Annotated in this window: 10 protein-coding genes; 6 read left to right on the top strand and 4 right to left on the bottom strand. The window is 75.3% G+C overall.

Annotation, left to right across the window (positions count from 1 at the left end; translation table 11 throughout):
* The first annotated feature begins 45 nt into the window (after positions 1-45).
* Complete coding sequence (locus CCO02nite_RS05355; RefSeq protein WP_146842141.1) at positions 46-3951, top strand: Pls/PosA family non-ribosomal peptide synthetase; 3906 nt, start codon at positions 46-48, stop codon at positions 3949-3951.
* Positions 3948-5261 carry a M1 family metallopeptidase gene (locus CCO02nite_RS05350; protein WP_222593140.1) on the top strand — a complete coding sequence of 438 codons (1314 nt, stop codon included), beginning with the start codon at positions 3948-3950 and terminating at the stop codon, positions 5259-5261. Before CCO02nite_RS05355 ends, CCO02nite_RS05350 begins: the two co-directional genes overlap by 4 nt.
* Before the next feature lie 8 nt (positions 5262-5269).
* Here CCO02nite_RS05350 and CCO02nite_RS05345 read toward each other — a convergent pair whose 3' ends face one another.
* Positions 5270-5863, bottom strand: coding sequence for a CGNR zinc finger domain-containing protein (locus CCO02nite_RS05345; RefSeq protein ID WP_146842025.1), 594 nt, complete (start codon positions 5861-5863; stop codon positions 5270-5272).
* A 92-nt stretch (positions 5864-5955) separates the two neighbouring features.
* On the opposite strand from CCO02nite_RS05345, the gene CCO02nite_RS05340 reads away from it, so the two are divergent.
* Genes CCO02nite_RS05340 through cofE form a run of 3 tightly spaced genes read left to right on the top strand, consistent with a single transcriptional unit; the run spans position 5956 to position 8753 of the window.
* Positions 5956-6933, top strand: a complete 978-nt coding sequence (locus CCO02nite_RS05340; protein WP_246117360.1) for an EamA family transporter — start codon at positions 5956-5958, stop codon at positions 6931-6933.
* Entirely contained in the window at positions 6930-7934 is a 1005-nt protein-coding gene (locus CCO02nite_RS05335; protein WP_281284566.1) for a TIGR03557 family F420-dependent LLM class oxidoreductase, read from the top strand. Before CCO02nite_RS05340 ends, CCO02nite_RS05335 begins: the two co-directional genes overlap by 4 nt.
* A complete protein-coding gene (gene cofE, locus CCO02nite_RS05330; protein ID WP_146842021.1) occupies positions 7935-8753 on the top strand; it encodes a coenzyme F420-0:L-glutamate ligase in 819 nt (272 codons plus the stop codon).
* Here cofE and CCO02nite_RS05325 read toward each other — a convergent pair.
* Positions 8708-9073: a YbjQ family protein gene (locus CCO02nite_RS05325; RefSeq protein WP_146842019.1), complete on the bottom strand. Its 366-nt coding sequence runs from the start codon at positions 9071-9073 to the stop codon at positions 8708-8710. The two genes, cofE and CCO02nite_RS05325, sit on opposite strands and share 46 nt — an antisense overlap.
* Positions 9074-9143: 70 nt before the next feature.
* Here CCO02nite_RS05325 and CCO02nite_RS05320 point away from each other — a divergent pair, with 70 nt between their 5' ends.
* Complete coding sequence (locus CCO02nite_RS05320) at positions 9144-10346, top strand: glycoside hydrolase family 3 N-terminal domain-containing protein (RefSeq protein ID WP_146842017.1); 1203 nt, start codon at positions 9144-9146, stop codon at positions 10344-10346.
* A gap of 53 nt (positions 10347-10399) precedes the next feature.
* Here the strand turns inward: CCO02nite_RS05320 and CCO02nite_RS05315 are convergent, their stop codons facing one another.
* Complete coding sequence (locus CCO02nite_RS05315) at positions 10400-10969, bottom strand: HhH-GPD-type base excision DNA repair protein (protein WP_146842014.1); 570 nt, start codon at positions 10967-10969, stop codon at positions 10400-10402.
* On the bottom strand, positions 10966-13773 hold the full coding sequence (locus CCO02nite_RS05310) for a helix-turn-helix transcriptional regulator (protein WP_146842012.1): 2808 nt from the start codon (positions 13771-13773) through the stop codon (positions 10966-10968). Before CCO02nite_RS05310 ends, CCO02nite_RS05315 begins: the two co-directional genes overlap by 4 nt.
* Between the last annotated feature and the right edge of the window lie 17 nt (positions 13774-13790).

Below are 13790 nucleotides of genomic sequence, written 5' to 3'. Positions count from 1 at the left end.
CGACGACGAGGCAGGGCGTTGCGGGTGGACCCGAGCACGACAGGCATGTTCCGGCGGGCGCACCTCGCAGCCCCCGAGCGCACGCTGCTCGACGTCTTCTCCGCGAGCGTCGCCGCCCACCCGGACGCGCCGGCGATCGACGACGGTCGCGTGGTCCTGACCTACGCCCAGCTCGCGCGTGCGGTGAAGATGGCAGCGGCCGGGCTCACCGATCGTGGCATCGGCCCGGGCGACCGCATCGGCGTGCGCATCCCGTCGGGCACGGCCGAGCTCTACACCGCGATCCTCGCGGTGCTGGCCGCCGGTGCCGCGTACGTCCCGGTCGACGTCGACGACCCCGACGAGCGCGCTCGCCTGGTGTTCCGCGAGGCGCGCGTGGCGCGGGTCCTCACCGAGGGCGACCTGGCGACGCTGCGGGCCACGCGCCGCGGCGTCGATCGGCCGCTGCCGAGCGGCGACGACGACGCGTGGATCATCTTCACCTCCGGGTCGACGGGCACCCCGAAGGGGGTCGCGGTCACGCACCGGTCGGCCGCCGCATTCGTCGACGCCGAGGTGCGGATCTTCTGCGTCGACGCCCCGCTCGGTCCGGGGGACCGGGTGCTGGCCGGTCTGTCCGTCGCGTTCGACGCGAGCTGCGAGGAGATGTGGCTCGCCTGGGCGCACGGCGCGTGCCTGGTGCCGGCGCCGCGCGCACTGGTGCGCACGGGCATGGACCTGGGCCCGTGGCTCGTGGCGCAGGGGATCACGGTCGTCTCGACCGTGCCGACGCTGGCCGGGCTGTGGCGGCCCGACGAGCTCGCGGCCGTGCGGCTGCTCATCTTCGGCGGCGAGGCGTGTCCGCCCGAGCTCGTCGCGCGGCTCGCGACGCCCGGCCGGGAGGTGTGGAACACGTACGGACCGACCGAGACGACCGTCGTCGCGTCGGCCGCGCTGCTCGACGGGACCGGGCCCGTGCGCATCGGTCACGCGCTGGACGGGTGGGACCTGGCGGTGGTCGACGGCGCGGGGCGTCAGGTCGAGTGGGGCACGGTCGGCGAGCTCGTCATCGGCGGCGTCGGCATGGCGCGCTACCTCGACGAGGCCAAGGACGCCGAGAAGTACGCGCCCGCACCCGAGCTGGGCTGGCCGCGGGCGTACCGCTCGGGTGACCTGGTGCGCTACGAACCGCAGGGCCTGGTGTTCGTCGGCCGGGCCGACGACCAGGTGAAGGTCGGTGGCAGGCGCATCGAGCTCGGCGAGGTCGACGCGGCGCTCGCGGCCCTGCCCGGGGTCGCCGCGGCGGCGGCCGCCGTGCGCCGTACACCGGCGGGCACCGCCGTGCTCGTCGGGTACGTCGCCGCCGAACCGGGGCACGAGCTCGACCTCGACGCTGCACGCACCGCGTTGCGCACCGCGCTGCCGGCGGCGCTCGTGCCGATCCTGGCGCCCGTCGACGCGATCCCGACCCGCACGTCCGGCAAGGCCGACCGCGACGCGCTGCCGTGGCCGCTGCCCGACGACGCGTCGCTCGGCACCGGATCCGGCACTGGTTCCGGCACTGGTTCCGGCACAGAGGGCGGTCCGGCGCGGCTGACCGCGACCGAGCAGTGGGTCGCGACGCGCTGGACGGCCGCGCTCGGAGCCGCCGTGCGCGGCGTCGACGACGACTTCTTCGACGCGGGCGGCGGCAGCCTGGTGGCGGCGCAGCTCGTGTCCGCGCTCCGGGAGCGGTTCCCGACGGCGACCGTCGCCGACGTGTACGACTACCCGCGCATCGGGGCGCTCGCGCGCCGGCTCGACGAGCTCGACCCGCCGCCGACCGGCGCGGCGCGCGAGGTCGCCCCGACGCCCCGGCGCACGCAGGTGGTCCAGACGCTCGCGGGGATCCCGCTGGCGCTGCTCGTCGGGCTGCGGTGGGCGACGTGGGCGGTGGGCATCGATGCGCTGCTCGGCTCGTCGGGCTGGGGTCCGTGGGCGCCGAGCGTGCCCGGTGCGTGGTGGTGGTTCGTCGCGGGCTGGCTGCTGCTGGTGAGCCCCGCCGGCCGGATGGGCAGCACGGTGCTCGTGGCGCGCACCCTGCTGCGCGGGCTGACACCCGGCCGCTACCCGCGCGGCGGCAGCGTCCACCTGCGGCTGTGGTTCGTCGAGGCCTGGGCCCAGGCGGCGGGCGCGGGCAACCTGTCGTGCGCGCCGTGGACCGTCGGGTTCGCGCGCGCCCTCGGCGCGCAGGTGGGGGACGACGTCGACCTGCACACGCTGCCGCCCGTCACGGGCCTGCTGCGCCTCGGCGACGGCTGCTCGGTCGAGCCGGAGGTCGACCTGTCCGGCCACTGGCTCGACGGCGACGTGCTGCACGTCGGGCGGGTGCGCATCGACAAGCGCGCGACGATCGGCACGCGCAGCTTCGTCGGACCGGGTGTGCGCGTGGGGCAGGGCGCCGAGATCGCCCCCGGTTCAGCGGTGCTCCTGTCGGTGCCGCCCGGCGAGTCGTGGGCGGGTTCGCCCGCCCAGTTCGACGGTGCCGCACGCGAGCGTTGGCCGGCGCGTCGGGCCCCCCGGGGGCGCGGCTGGGTCGCGGTCTACGGCGTGAGCGCGGGGCTGCTCGCCGCGCTCGACCCGGTCGCGGTGGCGTGCGGCCTGCTCGTCGTCGCGCTGGGCGTGCGCGGCACGACGAGCCTGAGCGAGGCGCTGCCGAAGGCGCTCGTGCTCGCACCGGTCGGCGCTGTCGTCATGCTCGCGGTGCTGCTCCTCGCGACGCTCATCGGCGTGCGGGCGCTCTCGTCGGGCCTGCGCGCGGGCTACCACCCGGTGCGCGGCCGCAGCGGCTGGAAGGTGTGGGCGATCCTGCGGCTGATGGACGAGGCGCGCACCTCGCTGTTCCCGCTCTACGCGAGCTCGCTGACTCCCGCGTGGCTGCGCGCGCTGGGCGCGGACGTCGGCAAGGACGTCGAGGCGTCGACGGTGCTCCTGCTGCCGACCATGTCGAGCGTGGGTGACGGCGCGTTCCTCGCCGACGACACGCTCGTCGGCTCCTACGAGCTCGGTCGCGGCTGGATGCGGATCGAGCGGGCGCGGGTCGGCAAGCGCGCGTTCCTCGGCAACTCCGGGATGATCGCGCCCGGCCGGGCCGTGCCGAAACGCGGCCTGGTCGCCGTGCTGTCCGCCACGCCCGAGAAGGCCAAGCCGGGCACGTCGTGGCTCGGTTCGCCGCCCGTGCGGCTGCGCCGCGAGAGCGCGGACGTCGACGAGGGCGTCACGTTCGACCCGCCGACGAGGCTGCGGATCGCACGAGGGTGCGTCGAGGCCGCCCGGGTGCTCGCGGTGATGACGTCGTTCACGCTCGGGGTCGCGGTGCTCGTGGCGCTGTCGGCGGCGCTCGGCCGGGCCGGTGACCTCGGCGGCGCTCGCGGGTTCGGGCTCGTCGTCGGCGCGGCCGTGCTCGTGGTGCTCGCTGCCTCGGTGCTCGGGTGCGCGTCGGCGACGGTCACGAAGTGGCTGCTCGTCGCGCGGATCCGTCGCGGCGACCACCCGCTGTGGTCGTCGTTCGTGTGGCGCAACGAGCTCGCCGACACGTTCCTCGAGTCGGTGGCGATCCCGTGGCTGGCTCCCGGCGCAGCGGGTTCGCCTGCGTTCGTCGCGTGGCTGCGCACGCTCGGCGCGCACATCGGTCGCGGCGTGTGGTGCGAGTCCTACTGGCTGCCCGAGGCCGACCTGGTGCACCTGGGCGCGGGCTCGACCGTGAACCGCGGTTGTGTGCTGCAGACCCACCTGTTCCATGATCGGGTCATGAGCGTCGACGAGGTGCGGCTGGGAGCGGGCGCGAGCATCGGCCCGCACGGGGTGGTCCTGCCCGCCGCGCAGCTGGGCGACGGCGCGAGCGTCGGACCCGTCTCGCTCGTGCTGCGCGGCGAGCACATCCCCGCCGGGTCACGCTGGACGGGCAACCCGGTCGCGCCGGTGGGCGCGTGACCGCTGAGCTGCCCTCCGACCCGTACCTGGCGGGCCGGGTCGACGGCGGGCTGAGCGTGTCCCGGTACGAGCTCGAGCTCGACTACCGGGTGGCGACCAACCGCCTCGAGGGCCGGGCACGCATCCACGCGACGACCAGGCGTGGGCTCGACCGGTTCTCGCTCGACCTCGACCGGCTGCGGGTGTCCGAGGTGCTCGTCGACGGTCGACGGCCGGCCCGCTGGTCCCACCGCGCCGGCCGGCTGTCCGTGCGGCCGGCCCGTCCGCTGCCCGTCGGGACCAGCCTGGTCGTCGAGGTGGCCTACAGCGGCTCGCCCGCACCCTCGCGCGGCCCGTGGGGCGAGGTCGGGTGGGAGGAGCTCGCCGACGGCGTCATCGTCGCGGGCCAGCCCGACGGCGCCCCGTCGTGGTTCCCGTGCGTCGACACCCCCGCGGACAAGGCGAGCTTCCGGATCGTCGTCACGGCGGACGCCGGGTACGAGGTCGTGTGCAACGGCACGCTCTTCTCGCGCACCGTGCGGGCCAGCCGGGTGCGCTGGGTGTACGACCAGCCCGAGCCGACCGCGCCGTACCTCGCGACCGTGCAGATCGGGCGCTACCGGCGCACGCTGCTGTCGCTGGCCCCCGTGCGGCAGCAGGTCGTGGCCCCCGCGCGTCTGGCGGCTCGCGTCGCACACGACCTGGAACGCCAGCCGCGGATGCTCGAGCTCTTCGCGGGGTTGTTCGGGCCCTACCCGTTCCCGGAGTACACCGTCGTCGTGACCGACGACGCGCTCGAGATCCCGCTCGAGGCGCACGGCATCTCGGTGTTCGGCGAGAACCATGTCGACGGCGAGCGTGGCAGCGAGCGGCTCGTCGCGCACGAGCTCGCGCACCAGTGGTTCGGCAACAGCCTGACCGCGACGACGTGGCGGGACATCTGGCTGCACGAGGGCTTCGCGTGCTACGCCGAGTGGCTGTGGGCGCAGGAGTCGGGGGAGCGGTCCGCCGACGAGTGCGCGCGCGACGCGTGGCGTCGACTCGCCGCCCTCCCGCAGGACCTCGTCGTGGCCGAGCCGGGGCCCGATCTGATGTTCGACGACCGGCTCTACAAGCGAGGTGCGCTCACGTTGCACGCGCTGCGCCTGACGGTCGGCGACGACGCGTTCTTCGACCTGCTGCGGATCTGGACCGCGCGGCACCGGCACGGCGGGGTGAGCACCGCGCAGTTCGAGGAGCTCGCGTCCGTCGTCGCGCGCGTCCCGCTCGGGCCGCTGCTCGACGACTGGCTCGCACACCCGGCGCTGCCCGCGTTGCCCGCGCCGCGCTGACCGGGCCGTCAGCCGCCGCGCGGGTCGACCTGGGGTACCCGCACCGCGCGCGACGGGCCGGCGGTGCGCCGGGCGCGGTAGGCCGCGACGTTGGCCCGGTTGCCGCAGCTGTTCACGTCGCAGAACCGGCGGGACCGGTTGCGGGACAGGTCGACGAGCACCGCCGTGCAGTCCTCGCCCGCGCACCGTCGCATCCGCTCGTACTCGTCGGACCGCACGACGTCGACGACGCCCATCGCGGTCTCGACGAGCATGACGGTGGCCAGCGGCGCGCTCGGGACGGTCGCGTGCAGGTGCCAGTCCATCGCGTCGTGCCGGGTGAGGAACGGGACCGCCTCGGCCTCGCGCAGGATCGCGTTGACGAGCTCGGCGGCCTCGTCGCGGTCGACCTCCCACAGCCGGCCCAGGCGCTCGCGCGTCGCCCTGACCTGCGCGAGCTCGTCGTCGTCGCGGTCGTGGCGGCCCGAGTAGCCCCAGCGCGCGTAGAACGCGTCGAGGTCGGCGACGGTGCTCATCGCGTCGTGCCCGTCGCGCCGCCGGTCGGAGTTGACCAGCTCGACCGCGGCCCGGAGGTTCGCCTCCGTGTCACGAGCGAAGACCATGTTGACTCCTGTCGCCGGTGGGCCTTACTGTCACGAGTCTAGGAGCCGTTCACCCCTGACGGCCCACCCGCCCGACGCAGCCGGAGGCCGTGGTGCCGCGCACCCGCACCCACAGCCGTGGCGTCGGCATCGGGGCAGGCCTCGTCGCCGCGCTCGCGTTCTCGACGAGCGGGCCCGTGGTCAAGCCGCTGCTCGTGGCGGGCTGGAGCCCGGGCGCCGCGATCCTCGTGCGGCTGTGGATCGGCGCGGTCCTGCTCGCCGTGCCCGCCGCGCTCGCGCTGCGCGGGCAGTGGTGGGCGCTGCGCGTGCAGTGGCGCACGGTCGTGCTGCTGGGCATCTTCGGCGTGGCGGGGGCCGCCGGGCTGTACTTCCTCGCGGTGCAGCGGCTGCCGGTCGCGGTCGCGCTGCTCGTCGAGTACACCGGGCCGTTGCTGCTCGTCGCGTGGTCCTGGCTGCGCACGCGCCGACGGCCGGCCCGCGCGACGCTCGTCGGGTCCGCGCTCGCGATGGGCGGGCTCGTCCTGGTCCTCGACGTCACGGGCAACCTGGACCTCGACCCCGTCGGGGTGGCGTTCGCGCTCGCGGCCGCGGTCGGCAACGCCGCGTACTTCGCGCTCACCGCGCGGCCGATCGCGCTGCCGCCCGTCAGCCTCGCGGGTGCGGCGATGGTCGTCGGGGCGCTCACGATCAGCCTGCTCGCGCTCGTCGGACTGCTGCCCGTGGTCGCGCCGAACGTCCAGGTGACGATGCTGGGGCACGAGGTCTCGTGGGTCGTCCCGGTGCTCGTCGTCGGGGCCGTGCCCACCGCGTTCGCGTACGGCGTCAGCGCGGTGTCGGTGCGCCTGCTCGGCGAGCGGCTCGCGTCCTTCCTCGCGCTGACCGAGGTGCTGTTCGCGGTGCTGCTCGCGTGGCTGCTGCTGGGTGAGGCGCCGCTGGCGGTCCAGCTCGTCGGCGCGGTGCTCGTGGTGGCCGGCGTCGCGCTCGTGCGGGTCGGCGCGCAGGCCGACGGCGAGCTGCGGGGCGAGCAGGCCGCGACCGAGCGGGAGGCCGGGGTTAGGGTCGCGTTGTGACGAACGGACTGACGGTCGGCTACGCCGCGATGCTCGAGCAGTTCCACCCGACCGAGGCCGTCGAGCTCTCGGTGCACGCCGAGCAGCACGGCTTCTCGGGTGTGATGGCGGCGGACCACTTCCAGCCGTGGGTGCCCGCGCAGGGGCAGTCGGCGTTCGTCTGGAACGTGCTGACGGCCCTCGGCGAACGCACCCGCGGTGATCTCGGACCCGGTGTGACCGCGCCGACGTTCCGGTGGCACCCCGCGATGGTCGCCCAGGCGTCCGCGACGCTCGCCGCGATGTACCCCGGGCGGCACTGGCTCGGGCTCGGTTCGGGCGAGGCGCTCAACGAGCACATCGTGGCCCGGTACTGGCCCGAGGCGCCCGAGCGGATCAACCGGATGTTCGAGGCGATCGACATCATCAAGAAGCTGTTCCACGCCTCGCTCGCGGGCAAGGACGTCAAGCACTCGGGCGAGTTCTACCAGCTCGAGTCGACACGGCTGTGGACCATGCCGCAGGTCGCGCCGGAGATCCTCGTCGCGACCGCGGGCCCGATCACGGCCAAGCGCGCCGGGCGGCACGCGGACGGCCTGATCACCGTCGGCGCACCTCTGGAGAAGATCTCCGGCCTGTTCGCGCGGTTCGACGACGGCGCACGCGAGTCCGGGCGCGACCCGTCGACCATGCCCAAGGTGCTCCAGCTGCACCTGTCCTGGGCACCGACCGACGAGGAGGCGCTGACCAACGCGATGGTCGAGTGGCCCAACGGCGGCATGAAGTTCCCCAAGGCCGACATCCGCTCGCCGTTCGACTTCGAGCAGATGGCCAAGCTCGTGCGGCCCGAGGACTTCGAGGGGCGCATGGTCATCTCGTCGGACCCGGACGTGCACCGCGCCGAGATCCAGCGCTACGTCGACCTGGGCTTCGACCGCGTCTACCTGCACAACGTGGGCCGCAACCAGCGCGAGTGGATCGAGACGTTCGGGGCGCAGGTGCTCCCGAAGCTGGTGCGCTGAGTGGCCGAGCTGCGGGTCTGGGCGCCTGCGGGGCTGCGGGAGGTCGTCCCGGGCGACGACCTCGTGGGCCTGCTCGTCGGGCTGCTGAGGGCCGATGCGCGCGAGCGACCGGACCGCGCGCCCGCGGACGGTGACCTGCTGGTGCTCACCTCCAAGGTCGTCTCCAAGGCCGAGGGTCGCGTGGTGGCGGCCGACGACCGTGAGCAGGCGATCAGCGACGAGACCGTCCGCGTCGTGGCGACGCGCGAGCACCCCGGCGGCGTGACGCGGATCGTCGAGAACCGGCTCGGCCTGGTGATGGCGGCCGCGGGTGTGGACGCGAGCAACACCCCGGAGGGCACGGTGCTGCTGCTGCCGCTCGACCCGGACGCGAGCGCCCGGGCCCTGCGCGCGGGCGTCGCCGCGGCGTTCGGGGTCCGCGTCGGGGTGCTCGTCACCGACACCGCCGGCCGACCGTGGCGCGAGGGCGTCACGGACATCGCGATCGGCGCCGCCGGCGTGCACGTGCTCAACGACCTGCGAGGGCAGCCGGACTCGTTCGGCCGACCGCTGACCATGACGGTGGCGGCGGTGGCCGACGAGGTCGCCGCAGCCGCCGAGCTCGTCAAGGGCAAGTCCGACGGCCGCCCGCTCGCGGTCGTGCGCGGGCTGGCGCACCTCGTCGTCGACGGTGACGGCCCGGGCGCCCGCGCGCTGGTGCGCACCGGCGAGCAGGACATGTTCCGCCAGGGCAGCGCCGAGGCGTACGCGCAGGGCTGGAAGGACGCCGCGGATCAGGCGTCGACGACGCGCGCCGACTGGGGTGTGGAACCGGGCTGACCTGCCGGGATGGCCTCGATGACGACCGCGGTGCCGTACGCCGTGAACTGCGTGAGCGTGTCGATCGAGTCGCACTCCTGACGCATCCCGACGATCGCGTTGGCGCCCCTGCTCGTCGCCTCCGTCACGAGCCGGCTGATCGCCTCGCGGCGGCTGTGGTAAGCGCTGGTGCTCGCCTCGGGCACCTCGCCCCCGTTGCCCGCGCGCAGACCCGAGCTGAAGCCGGGACGGACCGTCGTGCACACCACCACGCCGAGCGCCTCGCCGAGCACGGCGTCGATGCGGTAGCCGGGTACCTCGGACGTGGTCACGACGATCATGCGGCGAAGCATGCCACGGGCGCGGGGTGTCGGGGATGCTGCGCGTGCACCGGCGGGCCACGATGAGCGGATGACACGTGCCGCATGGTGGGGGCTGGGCGCCTTGGTCGCCGTCGTGCTGGGCATCTTCGTCGCCGTGCTGTGGAACGAGTCGCTACGGCCCGACGAGACAGCGGCGTCACCGACCCCGGCGCCGAGCGAGGTCGCGACGACCACCGCGGAGCCGACGCCGTCGCCGACGCCGACGACCGACGGGTGGACGCTCGAGCAGAAGGTGGGTCAGCTGTTCGTCGTGGGCGTGGACCTCACCGAGCAGGCGAAGGTCAGCGAGGACTCGATCACGGCCCACCACGTCGGCAACATCTTCCTGCACGGCCGCTCGCAGGCGTCGGCGGCCGACGTGGCGACGCTCGTCGGGAGGTACACCTCGCTCGTCGGACCCGACACGACCGGCGGCCTGCCGATGTTCGTCTCGACCGACCAGGAGGGCGGGCAGGTCCAGGTGCTGCAGGGCCCGGACTTCCCGGCGATCCCGTCCGCGCTGGACCAGGCGACGTTCGAGCCCGCGGACCTGCAGCAGCAGGCGACGACCTGGGGCATGCAGCTCGCCGCCGCCGGCGTGAACCTCAACCTCGCCCCTGTGATGGACCTGGTGCCGGCGGGCACCGAGGCGTCGAACCCGCCCGTCGGGGCGCTCCAGCGCAACTACGGCACGGATCCGGCCGGCGTCGCCGCGCACGCGAACGCCTTCGCCGCGGGGATGCGCGACGCCGGCTTGTGGGTGGCGATCAAGCACTTCCCGGGCCTGGGCCGGGTCACGGCCGACACGGACTCGACCGCCGACGTGACCGACGACGTCACGACGGGCGACGACGACGCGATCGGCGTCTTCCGTGAGGGCATCGAGGCGGGCGCCGAGCTGGTCATGGTGTCGACGGCGGTCTACACGCACCTCGACCCGTCGGCACCCGCGGCGTTCTCGTCGGCGGTGGTCACCGACCTGCTGCGCGGTGACCTGGGCTTCGGCGGGCTCGTGATCACCGACGACGTGTCCGGCGCCGAGCAGGTGCAGTCCTGGTCGCCCGCCGACCGCGCGATCGCGGCGATCGACGCGGGCGTCGACCTCGTGCTCGTCTCGAAGGTTCCCGACGTGTGCCCGGAGATGGTGGATGCCGTCGTCCACCTGGCGCAGTCGGACCCCGACTTCGCGGCCAAGGTCGAAGCCGCCTTCCAACGCGTCCAGGCAGCCAAGCAGACCCTCCCCGCCCCCTGACCCCAGCCCGTCCACCACACCGCCGAGGGCGCCAGTTGGGCGCCCTCGAGGGGTTAGGAGGGGCGCGCGGCGGCCTTGGCCGCCTTCTTCGTCGCGCGGACCTCCGCCAGGCTGGTGGCGTCGGTGACGTCGGCGATCGAGCGGCGCGAGCCCTCCTCGCCGTAGGCGCCCGCGGCCGCGCGCCAGCCGGTCGGCTGCACGCCGCGCTGCTTGCCGAGCAGCGCGACGAAGATGCGCGCCTTCTGGTCGCCGAAGCCGGGCAGCGCCTTGAGCCGCTTCAGCACGGTCGCGCCGTCGGGGTCGCCGTCGGTCCAGATCCGCGTCACGTCGCCGTCGTAGTCGTCGACCACCGCGCGCGCGACGGCCTGGATGCGTGCCGCCATCGACCCGGGGTAGCGGTGCACCGCGGGCGGCGTCGAGCACAGCGCGACGAACTCCTCGGGGTCGGCGTGCGCGATCGCGGCCGGGTCGAGCCCGCCCATCCGGTCGACCAGCTTCGCCGGCCCGGAGAACGCGGCCTCCATCGGGTACTGCTGGTCGAGCAGCATCCCGACGAGCAGCGCGAAGGGGTCCTCGTCGAGCAGGCGGTCCGCGTCGGGGTCACCGGTCAGCCACAGCGTCATGGGGCCATCCTGCCCGAGTGCTCGGCGAGCGCCCCGGCGAGCCCGTCGCGGCCCGTGACGCCGAGCTTGCGGTAGGCGTGCGACAGGTGCGTCTCGACGGTCCTGCGGGCGACGAACAGGCGGCGCGCGATCTCGACGTCGGGCAGCCCCGACGCCGCCAGCTCGGCGACCCGCCGCTCGCTCACGGTGAGCGACCCCACGCCGGACAGGTCGACGGGCCGCACGCGCGAGCCGGCCGCCGCGAGCTCGGCCTCGGCCTCGGCCGCGAGGGGGAGCGCGCCGACCTCGAGCGCGAACGCGTGTGCCGTGAGCAGGTGCGGCCGGGCCTGCGACCGGCTGCCCGCCCGGCGCAGCGCGGCGCCGAGTGCGGCGCTCGAGGCGGCCTCCTGCAGCCGGCTCTCGGAGCGTGCGGCCACGTCGACGGACCGGGTGAGCAGCGCGATCGACCCGGCCGGCGTCGGGGCCACCCGGCCCGCGAGGCGCAGCGCCTCGGCCAGCAGCTGCGGCACCTCGCTGCGCTCGCAGAGCGCGACGTGCTCGGCGGCCAGCGCACGCGCCTCGTCGAGACGACCGAGCGAGCGCAGCGGCTCGACCGCGTACGCGCGCCATGCGGCCCAGGTGGGGGAGTCGACGTCGAGCGTCCGGACCAGCTCGCCCGCGGCCTGCGCAGCGTGCAGCGCACCGGCGTGGTCACCCAACGCCTGCCGCACCGTCGCCCGCGCGAAGCTCATCGCGGCGACGCCGGCCGGCCCGACGGGCCCGAGCTCCTCGGGGAACGGCGCGAGCAGCTCGAGCCCCTGCTCCGCGCGACCCTGCAACGCGAGCACCTGCGCGAGGTTGCTGCAGGCCAGCGTCTGCACCATGCCGCCAGGTTCGAGGCCCGCGCTGTGCTCGAGCATCGCGCGCAGGTGCCCCTCTGCCGCGACGAGCGAGCCGCCCCAGCTCTCGTCGAGCCCGCGCATGAAGCTCACGGTCACGTAGCCGACGACCGAACCGCGCCTCGCGACCTGCGCGAACCCCACGTCGGTGAGACGACGGACCTCGGCATGGTCGCCGATCGCCGAGAGGAACAGGCGTGCCCACACCCAGTCGGTCGTCTCCGGGGTGTCCTCGGGGTGCAGGGCACGGTGGGCGTACGCACGGATCACGTCCGCGGGCTGGTTCGTGCCGGCGGCGTCGGCCATCTGCTGGATGAGGAAGTGGCGTTCGGCGCGCGTCGCGCCGGCGAGGTCGGGGCGTGCGGCGAGCCGCCGGCGCGCGTCGGCGATCCGCGTGGGCACCAGCAGGCTCGACGCGACGAGGGCGGCCTCGACGTCGAGCTCCGACGCCGTGCCGCGCACCGCGTCGAACGTGCGCGCCAGCACCTCGGCGGCGTCCTCGTGCCGGCCCGCGAAGCCGTAGGCCTCGGCGAGCGCGATGGCCGCGCGGGCGCGGTCCTCGGGTGCCGTGACGAGCGCGTGCGCGCGCAGCAGCGTCGTCAGGCACGCGCGGTCGGCGGCGCGCAGCTCGGCGAGCCCGAGGCGGAGCAGGAGCCTCGGCAGCCGGTCGTCGTCGGCGGGTTCGGCGACGGCCCGGCGCAGCAGCGCGACCGCCGAGTGGGGCGCGCCGTCGTCGAGCGCCGTCTGCGCGGCCGTCGCGAGCAGGTCGACCGCCCAGGGGTCGCCCGTGCCGTCGGTCACGAGCAGGTGCGCGGCGGCGTGGTGGGGGTCGCCCGCGAGCAGCCGGGCGGCCTCGCGGTGCAGCCGGGCGCGCGTGTCATGGCCGGTCGCGGCGAGCGCCGCCGAGCGCAGCAGTGCGTGACGGAAGGTGAGCGTGGGCGCGTCGGCGGTCAGACCCACGTCGCGCAGCACGTCGGCCGCGGCCGCGGCGTCGTGCGGGTCCAGGCCGGCCAGCTGCGCCGCGACGTGCAGCGGCGCGGCGTCCAGGACGGCGATCGCCGTCGCGAGCGCGCGCTGTGCCGGGGTGAGGGCCGAGAGCCGCGCCGCGACCGCGTCCACGACGGTCCCGGGCACCGCCTCGCGCACGTGCGCCGCCGAGCGCTCGCCCGCGGGCAGCAGGCGCGCGAGCGCGAGCAGGAGGAACGGGTTGCCGTCGGTCGCGGCCGCCGCGGCCGCCGCGACGTCGGTCCCGACCGGCTCCCCCCAGGTGCGCTCCAGGAGCCGGCCCACGGCGTGGTTCGACAGCGGCGTGAGTCGCAGCACGTGAGCGTCGGGGTCCGCGACGAGCGCCGCGAGCACGTGCCCGCGGTCCTGCGTGCCGACGTCACGCACCGCGACCACCGCCAGCACGGGCAGATCGCGCAGGCGTTCGCGCAACGAGGCGAGGAACAGCAGCGACTCCTCGTCCGCCCACTGCGCATCGTCGACGACGACGATCGCGGGGCGCCCGGCGCTGAGCGCCTCGAGGAGCCGGTAGAGGCTCGCGAGCAGGTCGCCGGGATCGACCGGACCGTGCTCGGCCCCGAGCACGTGCTCGAGCGCGAGGCGGGCGGGCCCGTCGCCCACGGCCGCCCGCTGCTCGGGCGGCAGCGCCCTCGCCGCCAGGTCGAACAGGTGGTGCACCACGCCGTACGGCGTGCGCGAGTCCAGCACACCCGCGGATGCGGACAGCACCTCGACGCCCCGCTCGCGCGCGGTGGCGACGAGCGTGCGCAGCAGCGCCGTCTTCCCGGCGCCGGGCGGCCCGAGCACCCGCACCGCGCGGCCCTCACCGGCGACGGCCCGGGCGAGCAGTCCCCGCAGCTCGGCAAGCGCGTCGTCGCGTTCGAGCAGGTCGGGGCCCGCGAACGGCTCGGGGGGCGGCACGGGCAGGAGTCTAGGAC

Source organism: Cellulomonas composti (genome assembly GCF_007990245.1).
GTDB classification, from domain to species: Bacteria; Actinomycetota; Actinomycetes; order Actinomycetales; family Cellulomonadaceae; genus Cellulomonas; species Cellulomonas composti.
This window is presented reverse-complemented; position numbering and strand designations above follow the sequence as displayed.